Here is a 15,387-nt window from a genome sequence, read left to right on the forward strand (position 1 = left end):
CAAGTTATTGTGGTCACGAGATAATTCATATTAAAGTGCCTTCTAGGGGCACTTTTTGTTTTTACGTCCGGAGTTTTTATGGATCTTTTGCAGCTTCAATTATTATTGGATGCAACAAAAATCACCCTTGGCCTTGCGCTAACATCCTTGGTGGTTGGCTTGGTTCTCGCTATTTTATTCTGTGTTGCAGAAATGCAAAAGAACCCACTTATTGCCAAACCAATTAGCTTATTTGTCACTATATTACGTGGCTTACCTGAGATCTTGATTGTCTTCTTTATTTTCTTCGGTGGCACCCATATTCTGTTTTTATTAACAGATGAGTTTTATGATATCAGTCCTTTCTGGAGTGGTGTGGTTGCCCTGTCATTGATCTTTGCATCTTATGCGTCGCAAACGCTGCGCGCAGCAATTCAATCAGTACCAAAAGGTCAGCAACAAGGTGCGCAAGCACTTGGTATGGGGCCGGTGCGTTGTTTCTTACGTATTACCTTACCGCAAGCATGGCGCTTGGCGCTGCCGGGCTTAGGTAATCAGTGGATGGTGTTATTAAAAGATACCGCCTTAGTTTCCCTTATTGGTGTGACCGACTTGATGAAGCAAGCGGATTTATTATCAGGTAGTACCTATAAACCGTTTACCTTTTTAGTTGCCGCAGCAGCGATTTACCTGATTATTACCTTGATTAGTCAATGGCTGTTAAAGCACCTTGATAGTTACATTAATCGTTTTGATGCCGGAGTAGCAAAATGACGTTAGATCACTTCTGGTTATTATTTAACGGTTTGAGCACTACGCTTGAAATTACCTTTTTTAGTTTATTATTTGGCTCTATCCTTGCCGTCGGTTTAACGCTGGCCATGGTTAATAAGATCCCTGGATTAAATTTATTAGCTCGGACTATTATTTTAATCTTTACCGGTACGCCACTATTAATCCAAATATTTTTGGTTTACAGCGGCCCATCGCAGTTTGAAGTGATTAGACATAGCTTTTTATGGGATTACCTGAGCCAAGCGAAAATTTGCGCCATTATTGCCTTAGCCTTTAATACCGCGGCTTATTCATCGCTGTTATTTAAAGGTGCAATTGAATCAGTGCCTCGCGGTGAATGGGATGCCTGTAAAGCTTTGGGTATGACGCGTGGACAAACGCTAGCGATTATCGTACCGCATGCGCTGCGCCGCGTATTGCCATCTTATTCTAATGAAGTGATTTTGGTACTGAAAGGCACGTCATTAGCCAGTTCAATTACCATCATGGATGTGATGGGTTATGCCAATCAAATCAATGGTCAAACCTATGATGCGTTAATGGCCTTTTCTGCCGCGGGTATTATCTATTTAGGCATGAATGGTATTTTGGTCTTAATCTTTAAACAGTTAGAGAAGAAAGCCCTCGCGTTCCAATCTTAATCTATGTTGTTATTGGTTCATTTATTTCGTCATGAGGCATTCGTGTCGAAATGGGTGAACCGATATATTCATTTCACCTGAAAGCCAATTCCTGTCAGATAGAAAGCGCCCGTTGTAAAACCGCCATATAAAGTATTATTTACCCTGCATATCCGCGTTGTTAATTGTTTTTTCGTCAATGTTGCAGTAAGGTAGCAGTGATTCAAGGAATTTGTGAACATTGTATTCTACATAAACAATTAAGATAATGGAGACGTCTATGAAAGTTGCTGTATTAGGTGCTGCTGGTGGTATCGGTCAAGCTTTAGCCTTACTTTTGAAAACTCAACTACCTGCTGGTTCTGATTTATCACTTTATGATATCGCTCCTGTAACTCCGGGTGTTGCTGTTGATTTAAGCCACATCCCTACAGACGTTACTATTGCTGGTTTTGCTGGTATGGATCCAACGGATGCACTTGTTGGTGCTGACGTGGTTCTTATTTCTGCGGGTGTTGCTCGTAAACCAGGTATGGACCGTTCAGATTTATTCAATATCAATGCAGGCATCATCAAAAACTTAGCAGGTAAATGTGCTGAAGTATGTCCAAACGCATGTATCGGTATTATTACTAACCCAGTTAACACAACTGTGCCAATCGCTGCTGAAGTACTTAAGCAAGCTGGCGTTTACGATAAACGTAAACTATTCGGTATTACGACGCTGGATGTTATCCGTTCTGAAACTTTTGTTAGTGCGCTTAAAGGCATTTCACTTGCTGACGTTGAAGTACCTGTTATTGGTGGTCATTCTGGCGTAACAATTCTGCCGTTACTTTCTCAAGTTAAAGGCGTTGAATTTACAGCTGAAGAAGTTGTTGCATTAACATCACGTATCCAAAATGCGGGTACTGAAGTTGTTGAAGCTAAAGCCGGTGGCGGTTCTGCGACACTTTCTATGGGTCAAGCAGCTGCACGTTTCGGTCTATCTCTTGTTCGCGCACTACAAGGTGAAGAAGGTATCGTTGAGTGTACTTATGTTGACGGTGGTTCTGAGCACGCTACATTCTTCGCACAACCTGTATTACTAGGTAAAAATGGCGTTGAAGAAGTATTAGCATACGGTGAGTTAAGCGAATTTGAAGCTAACGCACGTGATGCAATGTTAGAAGAACTAAAAGCGAACATCACCTTAGGTGAAGAATTCGTTGCTGGTTAATCATTATTATTAACCGTTTAGGTTAATGGTCATGAAAATTGAAACCCAAGTTATTTTAACTTGGGTTTTTTTTATTTAAGAAAACCATACTTTGGCCGATATATCTATTACCACTGTAACTATTATCACAGTCATTACTATCACAGTAATTGTGATCGCCACACATAATCGCTTAGGTTCATTGATATGCTTACAACACCGATAACGAGATTAACAACCATTAATCATTACCTAAAAACGACATTGTTGGTGGTAATGGCGAGCGTATTTGTGTCTAGTGTTAATGTGGTTGCAGCGGAAAACACTGGCGACTCGCTGGTTTCACGTCAACCTGTTGCAAGTGAGCCTGTTTCAAGTCAGCAGGCTGTTAATAAATCACTAACAAGTAAACCCGTCGGCGAAAAAGAACAACGTATTACCGACAGTGGTAAGCGCGCAGCGGCAGCGGAAGAAGCTGGTAACACTAAAACTAAGTATCGCGATTTCCCCAGTGCGGTTGAGCTATATAGTGATGATGAATTGAATGAATTGATCGGAGCAAATACCCACCTGAAACGAGTGCGAGCAGATCAATGTCAGCTGGTTGCGGATATTAAAGTACGTGCTGAATTAGTGAAGTTGCCAACCTATCAATTCTTATGGGGAGATATGTTAGCTTGGGGTGTGTGTGTAGATAAGAATGCCGAACTCGGGGTTTATTTCATGCGTGCAGCGGCAAGACAAGGTCAGCCTAGAGCATTAGAACAACTGGGGCGTTATTATGTGCAAGGTCAATTTGTGCAACAAGATATTGACCGGGCCCTGCCGTTATTTGAGCAATCGGCGAAACTCGGTTTTTTACCTGCTAAAATACAGTGGGCAGAGTTGTTGGTACGAGGTTATGGCAGCCCTTATGATTATCAAATCGCGTACAGTTATTTGTATAATACCGTGACAGCAGATGCTAAGATGCACAAAAAATTAGCCCGATTATTAATACAATTAGAAAATAGAATGCCTGAACGCGTGGTTATAGCGGCAAAGAATGCGGCTAAGTATCAGTAAAAACAGGACATTAAATATGTTAGCGGCGCTAACTGAATAGTCAATTAGAGCTAGTTTCGAATCGATTCGATGCTCATTTATCATTATCCTTCTCGCATACCGACTTAGTTAGGGCACAAAACTGTATCCTAATGTGGTTTGGGTATATAATCCGAGCGATATTCCTACCAATTTGGACCTTCTATGAGTAAAGACCCTTTCCATACGCGTGAGCAGGAAAAATACAGCAATCCAATTCCTAGTCGAGAATTTATTCTTGATTATCTTCGTAGCCTAGAAAATTCGATTAATCGTGAGCAAATATTTGCTGGATTAAAATTAGCAGGTGATGAACACGAAGAAGCTTTACGTCGTCGCTTACGTGCGATGGAGCGTGATGGACAGTTGATTTTCGCTCGTAACAGAACTTATGAATTACCTGAACGCTTAGATCTATTGGAAGGACTAGTGTTAGGCCATCGCGATGGTTTTGGCTTTTTCCGTCCAGATGAGGGTGGTAAAGATTTATTTATCTCTATCCGTCAAATGTCGACGTTATTCCATGGCGATCGTATTCTGGCTCAACCTGTAAAAGAAGAATTTAAAGGCCGTAAAGAAGCACGTTTTGTACGTGTACTTGATGGCGAACCACTGCAACTTGTTGGTCGTGTTTATTTAGATAAAGGCGTTGCCTTTGTACGTCCAGATGACAGCCGTATTAAACAAGAAATACGCATCAGTGATGAAGAACGTCTTGGTGCTCGTGCTGGTCAAATGGTTGTGACTGAAATTCTAAAACGTCCAACTTATAACTTACCTGCACTGGGTAAAGTTGTAGAAGTACTGGGTGAAAATATGGCACCGGGTATGGAAATTCAAGTGGCGATCCGCACACATGATATTCCGCACGTATGGCCTGAACATATTCTTGATGACATGAAAAAATTGTCACCAGAAGTACCTGAAGACGCGAAACTAAATCGTGTTGATTTACGTGATTTACCTTTGTTAACGATCGATGGCGAAGATGCTCGAGATTTCGATGACGCGGTATTCTGTGAACGTAAAAAAAGCGGTGGCTGGCGTTTATGGGTAGCGATTGCTGACGTAAGTTCATATGTACAAACTAATTCAGATTTAGATCTGGAAGCACAAGGTCGAGGTAACTCAGTTTACTTCCCTGAGCAAGTTGTACCTATGCTGCCAGAAGTATTATCAAATGGTTTATGTTCATTGAACCCACACGTAGATCGTCTATGTATGGTTTGTGAAATGACGATTTCTGATGCTGGTCGTTTATCTGGTTATAAGTTCTATGAAGCGGTGATGAATTCACATGCGCGTTTAACTTATACTAAAGTTGCTAACATCCTTGATGGCGACAAAGACCTGCGTGATGAATACCAAGCGGTAGTGCCACATCTGCACGAATTGCATAACATGTACAAAGTATTGAAAGTGGCACGTTCAGAACGTGGTGCAATCGAATTTGAAACATTAGAAACGCGTTTCGTCTTTAATGAACACCGTAAAATCGATAAAATTGTGCCTGTTGTACGTAACGATGCGCATAAATTAATTGAAGAATGCATGATCTTAGCAAACGTTGCATCAGCACGTTTTGTTAGCAAGCATAAAGCGGCTGCGTTATTACGTGTGCATGATACTCCAGGCGAAGAGAAGTTAGTTAACTTCAGAAGTTTCCTTAGTGAAACAGGCCTAGAGTTAAAGGGTGGTTTGAAACCTACTCCACTTGATTACGCTGATTTGATTAGCCGTATTCAAGATCGTCCGGATAAAGAACTTATCCAAACGATGTTGCTACGCTCTATGAAACAAGCCGTATATCAAGCAGAAAACAACGGTCACTTTGGTTTAGCGTTAAGCGCTTATGGTCACTTTACGTCGCCAATTCGTCGTTACCCTGATTTAGTATTACATCGTGCAATCAAGTTTGAAATTGCTAATCAAGCTGCAGTTAAAGCGGGAACGCCATTAACGCAACGCTGGACTAGCACGGGTGGTTATTGCTACCAGGTAACGGATGTTGAAACGTTGGGTGAGCATTGCTCATTAACAGAACGTCGTGCCGATGATGCAACACGTGATGTATCAGACTTCTTGAAGTGTGAATACATGCAAGATCACCTTGGTGATACATTCGAGGGTGTTATCGCTGCGGTAACTAACTTTGGTTTCTTTGTGCGTATCAAAAACTTAAACATCGATGGCTTGGTACATGTATCTAGCTTACGCGGTGATTATTATAACTTTGATGGCGGCCGCCAAACATTGCGTGGCGAGAAAAGTGGCGTTGAATATCGTATTGGCGATCAAGTTGAAGTTAAAGTATTAGCGATCAACATGAACGACAAGAAGATTGATCTTGAGCTTGCGGGTGCGGTAACACACAGCCGTCGTAGCAAAAGTAAACCTGCTGCATTTTCGGGCAAACGTAAGCCTGAAGGCGCAAAAGCAAAGCCGGCCAAAAAGACTAAATTAAAGTTAAAAACGGATGATGCAGTTGTGGCGAGTGCGGCTGATAAAGCGCGCGTTGCTGCGAAGTTAAAGCCGCAAACTGGCGATGCTGTTGAAAAAGGCACATCACCGTTTGATGACGCTAAACCGAAGGGCAAGGCGAAACCAGCTAAGAAAAAACCTGTAACTAAGGCTAAATCGCGTCCCGGTCGTGCTGAACGTTCAAAGAAAAAAGCACAAGAAAGCAAATAAATAGCAATAGTAATAGTAATAAGGTAGAGAGATACAATGAGCAGTGAACTAATTTTCGGTATTCATGCAGTTAAATCATTACTGGAGCATGAACCAGAGCGCTTCATTGAAGTATATGCACTGAAAGGTCGTGAAGATGACCGTCTAACACCGTTAATCGCAGAATTAAATGATATCGGTATTGCAGTGCAATTAGTTAATCGTAACACTTTGGATAAAAAGTGCGACGGTGGCCGTCATAACGGTGTATTAGCACGCGTTATTGAAGGCAAAAAGTTAAACGAATCAGATCTTGATACGTTACTTAACCGTATTGAAGAGAAAGAAGAACACCCATTCTTATTGATTCTCGATGGTGTTACTGATCCGCACAACCTGGGCGCTTGTCTACGTAGTGCTGACGCAGCTGGTGTACACGCTGTTATCGTACCAAAAGATAAATCAGTACAACTGACATCTGTGGTACGTAAAGTAGCATGTGGCGCAGCTGAAACAGTGCCACTGATTGCAGTGACAAATCTTGCACGTACCATGCGTGAACTACAAGACCGTCGCATCTGGATCATCGGTACTGCGGGCGAAGCAACGCAAGATTTATATCAGCCTAAACTAGCGGGTCCATTAGCAATTGCAATGGGTGCGGAAGAAAAAGGTCTGCGTCGTTTAACGCGTGAACATTGTGATGAGCTAGTTAGCATCCCAATGGCTGGTAGTATTTCAAGCTTGAACGTATCCGTAGCAGCGGGTGTTTGTTTGTTTGAAGTAGTGCGTCAACGCCAAGCTAAATAACGATAAATTGTAGTTTAGCCATTAGGTGGAACGACAATGAATTGATATAAAAAAAGCGTCCAATCAATGGACGCTTTTTTATTAACTGTAATTTATGTTTGATTAAGTGTTGTTAGCGATTAAGCATCCATTACATCTGATGCTGCGCTTTTACCATCACTGTTAATGTGCACGTCATTACTGGCAATTTTAGTGCCTTTTGGCATCTTCACGACTAGCGTTTTGGCTAAGTCATCGTGTAAACAACGACGTTTATCACCTCTGAAAATAGCCAAGAAATTACTGATAGTAATAACAAAACCAAAGAATGGCAGGTAAGCGGCAACCCAAAATGGCAGGTAACGCTTCAGGATGATGTCTTGTAAGCTCAGGCGTTGACCGTTCTCACCGACCACCGCAATACCAACAATACGTTTACCTAAGGTTTGACCGTATTCTTTTAATAGGTAGCTGTTTAATGCCATGAATAGCAGGATCTCGAGTAACGAAACTTTGACTTGAGTCGCAAAGGATATCGTGAAGTTTTCATCGATACCGGCGCCTAAATTCAATAAATCAAAACCGAGAATAAACGGCACTAACATGATCGTCGGAAAAACGATTTTATCTAATACGGCGGCTTGAAAACGTTGTGCTAACGTAGCAAGTTCCACATATTGACGAGATGATGAAGGTTCTGGTTGCATATGGCTTCTATAAATTAGTTAGTAAACAGGAGTTCAGACCTAGATGATAATCAATCCTTAGCGTAACAATCAAGATCTACTCGCACTTATTTGTTCAATCCAAGATTATTCAACCCAAGTATTGATCCACAGGGGAAAGATTATTGTTATTATGCCAGTCGATGTTTAATTTTAGTATTAGGGATGGGTTATGACTTGGATGTGTTGTCAGTTTAGTGAGTTGTCGAGTTTACAGCTTTATGATGTATTGCAATTACGCGCGGCTATTTTTGTGGTCGAGCAAGACTGTGCTTACCAAGATATTGATGGTTTAGATACGCATCCCGAGACGCGTCATTTATTACATTACAGTGAAAGCGGCGAGTTACTTGCTTACCTGCGTATCTTAGCGGCAGGTGTCAGCTATCCGGATGTGGCGATTGGTCGTGTGGTTACCGCGGCGTCTGCGCGTGGGCAGGGACTCGGCCACCAACTATTAGAGCGCGGTATTAATGCTGCAAAATCAGTGTGGCCAGCGCAGGACTTATACTTGTCAGCCCAAGCCCATCTGCAGCGTTACTATCAGCGTTATGCCTTCGTTACTGTGACGGCAGAATATTTGGAAGATGGAATTCCCCACGTTGGTATGCGCTGGAAAGCGAGTGCTGGGCATTTGAAAAGCTCATAACAAATAAGACTAATAACATACACGAGAGCATATACGGTGATAGCGTTTTGATCATAACAATTCCTTGTTTAACATAAATGACGTCCAATGTGACTGCGCATTTTTTATCTAAGAGTTATCTAAGTATTCTCTAATATGGTACATAATACTCGCTGTTTTTTACAATTTCATGATAAAAATAAAAACCAGTATTTGTTATTAATACTTTGATTAATAAATAGTTTAACGGACTCATTTGGCTGGTACTTTAGGTCTAAGTCTTAAGCTGATTATGCCGTGTGATGATTATTTATGATTATCTGTACTTGTTGGTTGTATTGTCGGCACTGACACTATATAATTCGCGGTCTCAAAATTAGTCATTTTTCTATACGTTCCTTGCCTCGATGGACCGACTAAGCCAGAGCCGAGGCTGATTAAACCCGTGAGGAGCTTACGATGCGTCATTACGAAATCGTATTTATGGTTCACCCAGATCAGAGTGAACAAGTTACAGGCATGATTGAGCGTTACAGCGCAGTTGTGACTGAAGCAAATGGTACTATCCACCGTCTAGAAGACTGGGGTCGTCGCCAATTAGCATACCCAATCAACAAACTTCATAAAGCTCACTATGTTCTTATGAACATTGAAGCTGGCCAAGATGTTATTGATGAGCTAGAAAATAACTTCCGCTTTAACGACGCAGTGATCCGCAACATGATCCTACGTACTAAAGGTGTAGTTACTGAAGCTTCTCCAATGGCTAAAGCTAAAGAAGAACGCCGTGAAGCGCCAACTGCTGCTACTGAAGCACCAGCTGCTGCTGAATAATAGCGTTTAGCTATAGGTATTGTTTATTGGATAACATTTAGTTATCCAATTTGTTGAGAAGATTTTAGGAGATTTTCATTATGGCACGTTTTTTCCGTCGTCGTAAATTCTGTCGTTTCACTTCTGAAGGTGTTACGGAGATTGATTATAAAGATATCGCTACGTTAAAGAACTACGTAACTGAAAGCGGTAAAATTGTACCAAGTCGTATTACTGGCACACGTGCTAAGTATCAACGTCAACTTGGTCGTGCGATTAAACGCGCACGTTACTTGTCTCTACTTCCATACACTGACTTACATAAGTAAGCTTTTGTTTGGTCGTCAAGACTAACTCTATATTTCTGAGGAAAGGTAATGCAAGTAATTTTATTAGACAAGATCGCTAAGTTAGGTAACTTAGGCGAGACTGTTAACGTTAAAGCTGGTTATGCTCGTAACTTCCTTTTACCGAAAGGTAAAGCTGTTCTAGCAACTAAATCTAACGTTGAATCTTTCGAAGCACGTCGTGCTGAACTAGAAGCTAAAGTAGCTGCTGTTAAAGCAACTGCTGAAGCTAAAGCTGCAACAATCAACGCTCTAGAAGCTGTTGTAATTGCAACTAAAGCTGGTGACGAAGGTAAGATTTTCGGTTCTATTGGTACTCGTGACATCGCTGATGCGATCGTTGCTGCTGGTGTTGAAGTTGCTAAAAGCGAAGTTCGTCTTCCTGAAGGCGCTCTTCGTACTCTTGGTGAGTTCGAAGTTAGCATCCAAGTACACAGCGAAGTATTCGCTACAGTAAACGTACAAATCGTAGCTGAAGCTTAATTTAAAGTTTAACTTTAAATTAACTACAGAGTAAAGCCATGGCCTAGGCCATGGCTTTTTTTATGCCTGCGATTTGGTCTTTTACCCAAGGTCATTGCGACTATTTTGGGTAGCCAGTGATGGTACGAATAGACTGATATAATGGCTGCAGTTGTTTGTACATCTTTAAGTACACTTGCTTATACAGCGCATCATAAGTGGCGACGATTTCTGGCTGTGGCTGAAAGACGTCATTTACCCGCGTCATTTCTGCAATCGCGTTATCAAAGCTGGTGTAAATTCCCAAGCCAACCGCGGTGACAATTGCAGCGCCTAAACCCGATGTTTCAAAAGTATGCGGTCGTTCTGCTGGCATATTGAAAATATTAGCCGTTAACTGCATGGCCACATCACTTTGCGAGCCGCCTCCCGATACTCTGAGTGTGGTTATTTTTACCTTGTTGCGTTTACTGATACGTTCTTTCCCTTCGCGTAATGCATAGGCAAGTCCTTCCAGTATCGCTCGGTAAATATGGGTACGAGTATGCACATCACCAAAACCAATAATACCGCCTTTGGCTTCAGGTCCGGGATCGCGCGCGCCGGGTGTCCAATAAGGCTGTAACATTAACCCCATAGAACCTGGTGGGATTTCGGCCACTAAACGATCGAATAAGACTTCAGGCGCAATCCCCTCTGCATCGGCAATATGTTGCTCGCGCAAACCAAACTCTTTTTTAAACCAACTGATCAACCAAAAACCACGATAGATCATGACTTCAGAGGAATAATGACGGGGTATTGCCGAAGGAAAGGGCGGCAGGTGTGGCGTAGCTTCGACGTATTTGTCTGTGGTTATATTGATGGTTGCCGTGGTGCCATAACTTAAGCAGGCAATATGCGGACGATTGCCGCCAGAGCCAATGATCTCACAAGCTTTATCTGATGCCGAAGCGATAACCGGTAAGCCTGCAGGAATGCCAGTATGGATCGCGGCTTCCTCAGATACATGACCGACAAGTTCCCCGGGTTCGATAAGCTTAGGTAACATGTTGGGATCGATTGCGAGCATATCCCAACGCCAATCTGATTTTTTCAACCACGCTAGTTTCTTATAATCAAACGGAATGTAACCAACTTGGCTACCGATGGAGTCAACAATATTGTCGGTGAATTTATAATTTAAAAAACCAGACAGCAACAGATACTTGGAAGTATCACGCCAAATATCTGGTTGATTTTGGCGGATCCAAATTGCTTGTGACTTTTCTTGAAAGCGTTGGATAATATCGTCGACGCGGGCAATCTTAAATAACCAATTCCACGGCCATTGTATTGCTTCTTGTTGTGCGTGGCGTTGATCTAACCAGATGATCGCCGGACGTAATGCGTTGCCTTCACTGTCGAGATTGATCACGGTGCCACGTTGTGTGGTGATCGACATGCCGACGATATCGTGTTTATTGATCTCGGGATATTGGTGAAGATCTTGCCAGAGTAAATCACATGCTTGTTTGACCGCTGACCAATAATAATCAGGATCCTGCTCTGCCCAACCCGGTTGTGCGGAAAAGTACGGGGTGATCACTTGCTGTCCTTTGGCTATCAAGTTGCCTTGGTAATCAAACAATAATGCGCGCACACTTTGAGTACCATTATCAATACTTAACAAATAACCTTGCTGTTGATCTGATGCTCTCGCGCTTGATGTTACTGATGTTGGAGCTCGACTATCCATGTAAATTATCTCCGACTGGGTTAGCTTGCAAGTGTGTTCACTAAACTGGCACTGTCTTTTGTTACGCGATGATTATTTTCTGTTACAAGCTCATCATCTTTTGCTAAATGCGCATTATGTTTTGGCAAACCATAGTAACGTTGAATCATGTCTTGATAGCGATCCACCTCTTGCTGCCATACCACATCATTCCAACCGAGTGCGGTTTGGCACAACGGCTGTAATTGATCTAATAAATGTGCACCACCGTGCGGTAATAACAAACCAATGCGGCAGCGGCGTAGTAATAGATCATCAAGATGAACCACCATTTCGCACTGTAAACTCCATTTTAATTCAGCTAGCGAGGTGTTGGTATTACCGATGGCTTTAAACTCATGGGTCGTCGCATGCTTGAGTAAGTCAGAATAGTGCTGACCGTACAGGCTTGTTAAGCGCTGACGCTGTGATTGACTCAAACTGTGATTGGTATTGTCATCGTTCACAGGCTTAAACAAACGCTGATTGCGCAGAGCCTTCAGATCCATACTCGGTAAATAATCTTGTGCTGCTGTTAATACTTCTAGCGCGATCAACCTGAACGTCGTCAGCTTACCGCCTGCCACACTGATCAAGCCTTGTTCATTCCAGATAGAATGTTCACGTTTTTCATCAGAAGGTTTGGTACTTTGTTCGTTGTCATGATTACTGACGACCGGGCGGATCCCTGCATAGGTAGATATCACATCGTCCTCGCTGATATCGGCTTGCGGAAACTGCTTGTTGATCCCCGCTAGTAGATAATCTACTTCGTTTTGGCTGATGCAAGGTTGTTGATCTAAATCGTGATGATGGTCAAGATCCGTCGTCCCTATGACAGTGCTATTTTCCCAAGGAAAGGCAAAGATAGGGCGCTTATCTTCAGGGTGAAAATAGCTGACGGAGTAGGCAAGTGGTAACCGCCAACTGGGCACGATCAAATGACTGCCACGCAAGGGTCTAATGGCTTTTTTAGCTTGCACTTGTAAGCGTAATTTATCGGTCCATGGACCTGTGGCGTTGACCACCACTTTTGCGGATAAGTTAAATTGTTGCCCAGATACTTGGTCTGCGACGCGAATACCAGTGACTTGACCATCTGTTTTAATCAGTTGTTCAGCGCTAAGGTAATTCATGGCGGTGCCACCAAGATCCTGCGCTTCTTGTAATACTCGCATCACCAATCTTGCATCGTCTGTCACGGCATCGGCAAATTGTGTCGCCCCTTGTAATTTGCTCTGTTCAATGCCTGGGGCGTGAAAATCAGCAATGTTATGGTTGATATAACGGTGGTTACGCTTACCGCCAATCCAGTCATAGATAGTCAATAAGGTATTGAACACCAAGGGACCAGGAAATTGATATTTATAATGACCCATCAAAAATTGCAGCGGACTGACTAAACCGGGCAATTCGTTCAGCAGTTTTTCACGTTCTGTTACTGCATCCTTGGTCATATTATATTGACCACTGCCGAGATAACGCAGTCCACCATGGACCATTTTCGATGACTTGCTCGATGCGCCCCAAGCAAAGTCTTGTTGTTCGATTAATAATACTTTTAATCCGGCTTGGCTGGCGGTTAATAAAATACCTGCACCGGTAATGCCGCCACCAATGATGATCATATCCCAGATTGTATTATCATTATTTAGTTGCAGTTTTTCGAGCTGTTGATCTCGAGTCAAACTTGTTAATGGCTGATACATACAACACCCTCTAGCTGATTACTTGTGCTTGTTCTGGTTTTAACTTTAATTCTAACTCGGGTTCTGGTTTTGATGTTGAGACGTCAGGTGAAGCAATAAGGCAATGTGGGTTCATGATCTGTTGTGGATCAAAAGTATCACACAGAGATTGAATCGCTTGGATCGTCAACGCGCCTTTTTCTGTAACCAAATAGGGTTGATGATCTTTACCGACGCCGTGCTGATGACTAATGGTGCCTTGATTATTGACGATTATTTCTGAGGTACTGTGTTTTAGTTTTGCCCATTGCGCTAATGTTTGCTGATAACTGTCACCGGCTTTGAATATATAGGTGGTGTAAATACTAGAGCCTTGCTGATAGAAGTGAGATAGATGCGTAAATACATGCATTTGTGGTGCTTCTTTATCATCACTTAAGTCTTGCGCTAATACTGTGCGTAAGTTGGTTTCTATTTTGGTTAATAGATTATCGACGTTATGCCAATCCGTTGCTGTTTCTAGGGTATCGACGACATAACCTTTTTGCCACAAGGCTTCGCGGAAGTAAGGCATGGTAAAGCGTTTCTCCGCCCATTTATTGCCCATAAACGAACCGGTATATAAACCTTGATGGGCTTTGGTTATTTTTTTCAATTGCTTTAATGCGCTACGACATTGGAATTTGGTGCCGGTTAAGCCAAATGTCATCATGCACTTGCCTTGTTTAGTACCAAACAGGGCTAAGGCTTTCTCCAGCAAGGCGATTTGTTTTTCATGGCCCGCTAATGCTAATTGGGTTTCCGTTTCAATGGCGTTGCTTAGGCGTAGCATCGATAGTGGCACATCGGACTGGACTAACGTTTTAGCGGCTTGCTTGGCTTGTTGCCAACTAGGGAAAAAGGTCACATAGAAATTTTCTTGAGCTGCGAGCTTACGCACCCGAACCTTGACTGCTGATAAGATACCGATACGCCCTTCAGAACCCATTAATAATGCTTTAATATCAGGACCTGCTGCAGAGGCAGGGAAAGTAGGAATATCTAAGCGACCGACAGGAGTAATGACTTCACCACCGGCAAACAACTCTTCGATACGACCGTAACGCAAAGACTGTTGGCCACTCGAACGTGTGACCACCCAGCCACCGATAGTTGAGAGTTCGAAAGACTGCGGGAAATGACCTAGAGTATAACCTTGTGCGCGTAATTGCGCTTCGACTTGTGGCCCCGGTGTTCCTGCGCCAAAGGTGGCGATTTGGCTGTCGGTATCAAGTTCGATAAGGCGGTTCATGCGGCCCATATCAACGGTTAGAATGGCTTGTTCTGAAGCAAACGGATTTATGTGTCCAGCAACACTCGTGCCTCCGCCATAAGGTATCACCAGAATATGTTGTTGCTGACAAAAATCGAGAATAGCGACTAAGTCATCACTGCTTTCAGGAAATGCGACGCCATCGGGGAAATATTCAAAATCACCACTGCGCATGGCTAACCAGTCCGGTAAGCTTTGGCCGCGAGCATGACGAATGCGCACTTCGGGATCACGATTAAATAACGGGTGGTGCGGCAATCTTGATTCAGGTACTTGCTTGATGACCTCGGCAAGCGGTGCGTCTGCGAGTGGGGTTGTAGGTCCTACTTTCGCCAGCAAAAAAGTATCTGCAGTACTCGGTAAATCTAATTTATTGGCTTCATCGCCCCAACCATTCCAACGTTTCATGATCTCATTCCCTTTGTTATATTTCAGTATAAGGTAAGTGTAAGGGCAAAGGTCGAGTGATAGCATTGTCGTATTAAGCCAAGATAAGTATCAAATTAGGACTCACTCACAATA

Annotated in this window: 14 protein-coding genes; 10 read left to right on the forward strand and 4 right to left on the reverse strand. The window is 42.8% G+C overall.

The annotated features are described in order from the left end of the window. Window positions 1-78 precede the first annotated feature (78 nt). The 6 genes from artQ to rlmB all read left to right on the forward strand — a co-directional run bounded on the left by artQ (window position 79) and on the right by rlmB (window position 7,155). Window positions 79-753, forward strand: coding sequence for an arginine ABC transporter permease ArtQ (gene artQ, locus A923_RS0116625; RefSeq protein WP_017222819.1), 675 nt, complete (start codon window positions 79-81; stop codon window positions 751-753). After that, entirely contained in the window at window positions 750-1,415 is a 666-nt protein-coding gene (gene artM / locus A923_RS0116630; protein ID WP_017222820.1) for an arginine ABC transporter permease ArtM, read from the forward strand. Before artQ ends, artM begins: the two co-directional genes overlap by 4 nt. Before the next feature lie 259 nt (window positions 1,416-1,674). After that, window positions 1,675-2,613 carry a malate dehydrogenase gene (mdh, locus tag A923_RS0116635; protein ID WP_017222821.1) on the forward strand — a complete coding sequence of 313 codons (939 nt, stop codon included), beginning with the start codon at window positions 1,675-1,677 and terminating at the stop codon, window positions 2,611-2,613. Between the two features lie 186 nt (window positions 2,614-2,799). Further along, window positions 2,800-3,657 (forward strand): tetratricopeptide repeat protein, encoded by an 858-nt coding sequence (locus A923_RS0116640; protein WP_017222822.1) that lies wholly within the window; start codon window positions 2,800-2,802, stop codon window positions 3,655-3,657. Window positions 3,658-3,840: 183 nt separating this feature from the next. Next, window positions 3,841-6,366, forward strand: a complete 2,526-nt coding sequence (rnr, locus tag A923_RS0116645; protein ID WP_017222823.1) for a ribonuclease R — start codon at window positions 3,841-3,843, stop codon at window positions 6,364-6,366. 36 nt (window positions 6,367-6,402) lie between these two features. After that, on the forward strand, window positions 6,403-7,155 hold the full coding sequence (gene rlmB, locus A923_RS0116650; protein ID WP_017222824.1) for a 23S rRNA (guanosine(2251)-2'-O)-methyltransferase RlmB: 753 nt from the start codon (window positions 6,403-6,405) through the stop codon (window positions 7,153-7,155). Between the two features lie 119 nt (window positions 7,156-7,274). Here the strand turns inward: rlmB and A923_RS0116655 are convergent, their stop codons facing one another. Beyond that, window positions 7,275-7,841 (reverse strand): RDD family protein, encoded by a 567-nt coding sequence (locus A923_RS0116655; RefSeq protein WP_017222825.1) that lies wholly within the window; start codon window positions 7,839-7,841, stop codon window positions 7,275-7,277. A 190-nt stretch (window positions 7,842-8,031) separates the two neighbouring features. Between A923_RS0116655 and A923_RS22305 the strand changes: the two genes are divergently transcribed. The 4 genes from A923_RS22305 to rplI all read left to right on the forward strand — a co-directional run bounded on the left by A923_RS22305 (window position 8,032) and on the right by rplI (window position 10,130). Continuing rightward, window positions 8,032-8,508, forward strand: coding sequence for a GNAT family N-acetyltransferase (locus tag A923_RS22305; protein ID WP_017222826.1), 477 nt, complete (start codon window positions 8,032-8,034; stop codon window positions 8,506-8,508). Between the two features lie 438 nt (window positions 8,509-8,946). Further along, entirely contained in the window at window positions 8,947-9,321 is a 375-nt protein-coding gene (rpsF, locus tag A923_RS0116665; protein WP_017222827.1) for a 30S ribosomal protein S6, read from the forward strand. A gap of 80 nt (window positions 9,322-9,401) precedes the next feature. Further along, window positions 9,402-9,629 carry a 30S ribosomal protein S18 gene (gene rpsR / locus A923_RS0116670; protein ID WP_006030173.1) on the forward strand — a complete coding sequence of 76 codons (228 nt, stop codon included), beginning with the start codon at window positions 9,402-9,404 and terminating at the stop codon, window positions 9,627-9,629. Between the two features lie 48 nt (window positions 9,630-9,677). After that, window positions 9,678-10,130 (forward strand): 50S ribosomal protein L9, encoded by a 453-nt coding sequence (gene rplI, locus A923_RS0116675; RefSeq protein ID WP_017222828.1) that lies wholly within the window; start codon window positions 9,678-9,680, stop codon window positions 10,128-10,130. A 100-nt stretch (window positions 10,131-10,230) separates the two neighbouring features. Here the strand turns inward: rplI and A923_RS0116680 are convergent, their stop codons facing one another. From A923_RS0116680 to A923_RS0116690, 3 genes are read right to left on the reverse strand one after another with little or no spacing between them, the layout of a single operon-like run. Beyond that, entirely contained in the window at window positions 10,231-11,847 is a 1,617-nt protein-coding gene (locus tag A923_RS0116680) for an FGGY-family carbohydrate kinase (protein WP_017222829.1), read from the reverse strand. A 20-nt stretch (window positions 11,848-11,867) separates the two neighbouring features. Then, window positions 11,868-13,574, reverse strand: coding sequence for a glycerol-3-phosphate dehydrogenase/oxidase (locus tag A923_RS0116685; protein WP_017222830.1), 1,707 nt, complete (start codon window positions 13,572-13,574; stop codon window positions 11,868-11,870). A gap of 10 nt (window positions 13,575-13,584) precedes the next feature. Then, window positions 13,585-15,273, reverse strand: a complete 1,689-nt coding sequence (locus A923_RS0116690) for an FAD-binding oxidoreductase (RefSeq protein ID WP_017222831.1) — start codon at window positions 15,271-15,273, stop codon at window positions 13,585-13,587. Between the last annotated feature and the right edge of the window lie 114 nt (window positions 15,274-15,387).

Origin of the sequence: Moritella dasanensis ArB 0140, assembly GCF_000276805.1 — a bacterium.
GTDB lineage: Bacteria > Pseudomonadota > Gammaproteobacteria > Enterobacterales > Moritellaceae > Moritella > Moritella dasanensis.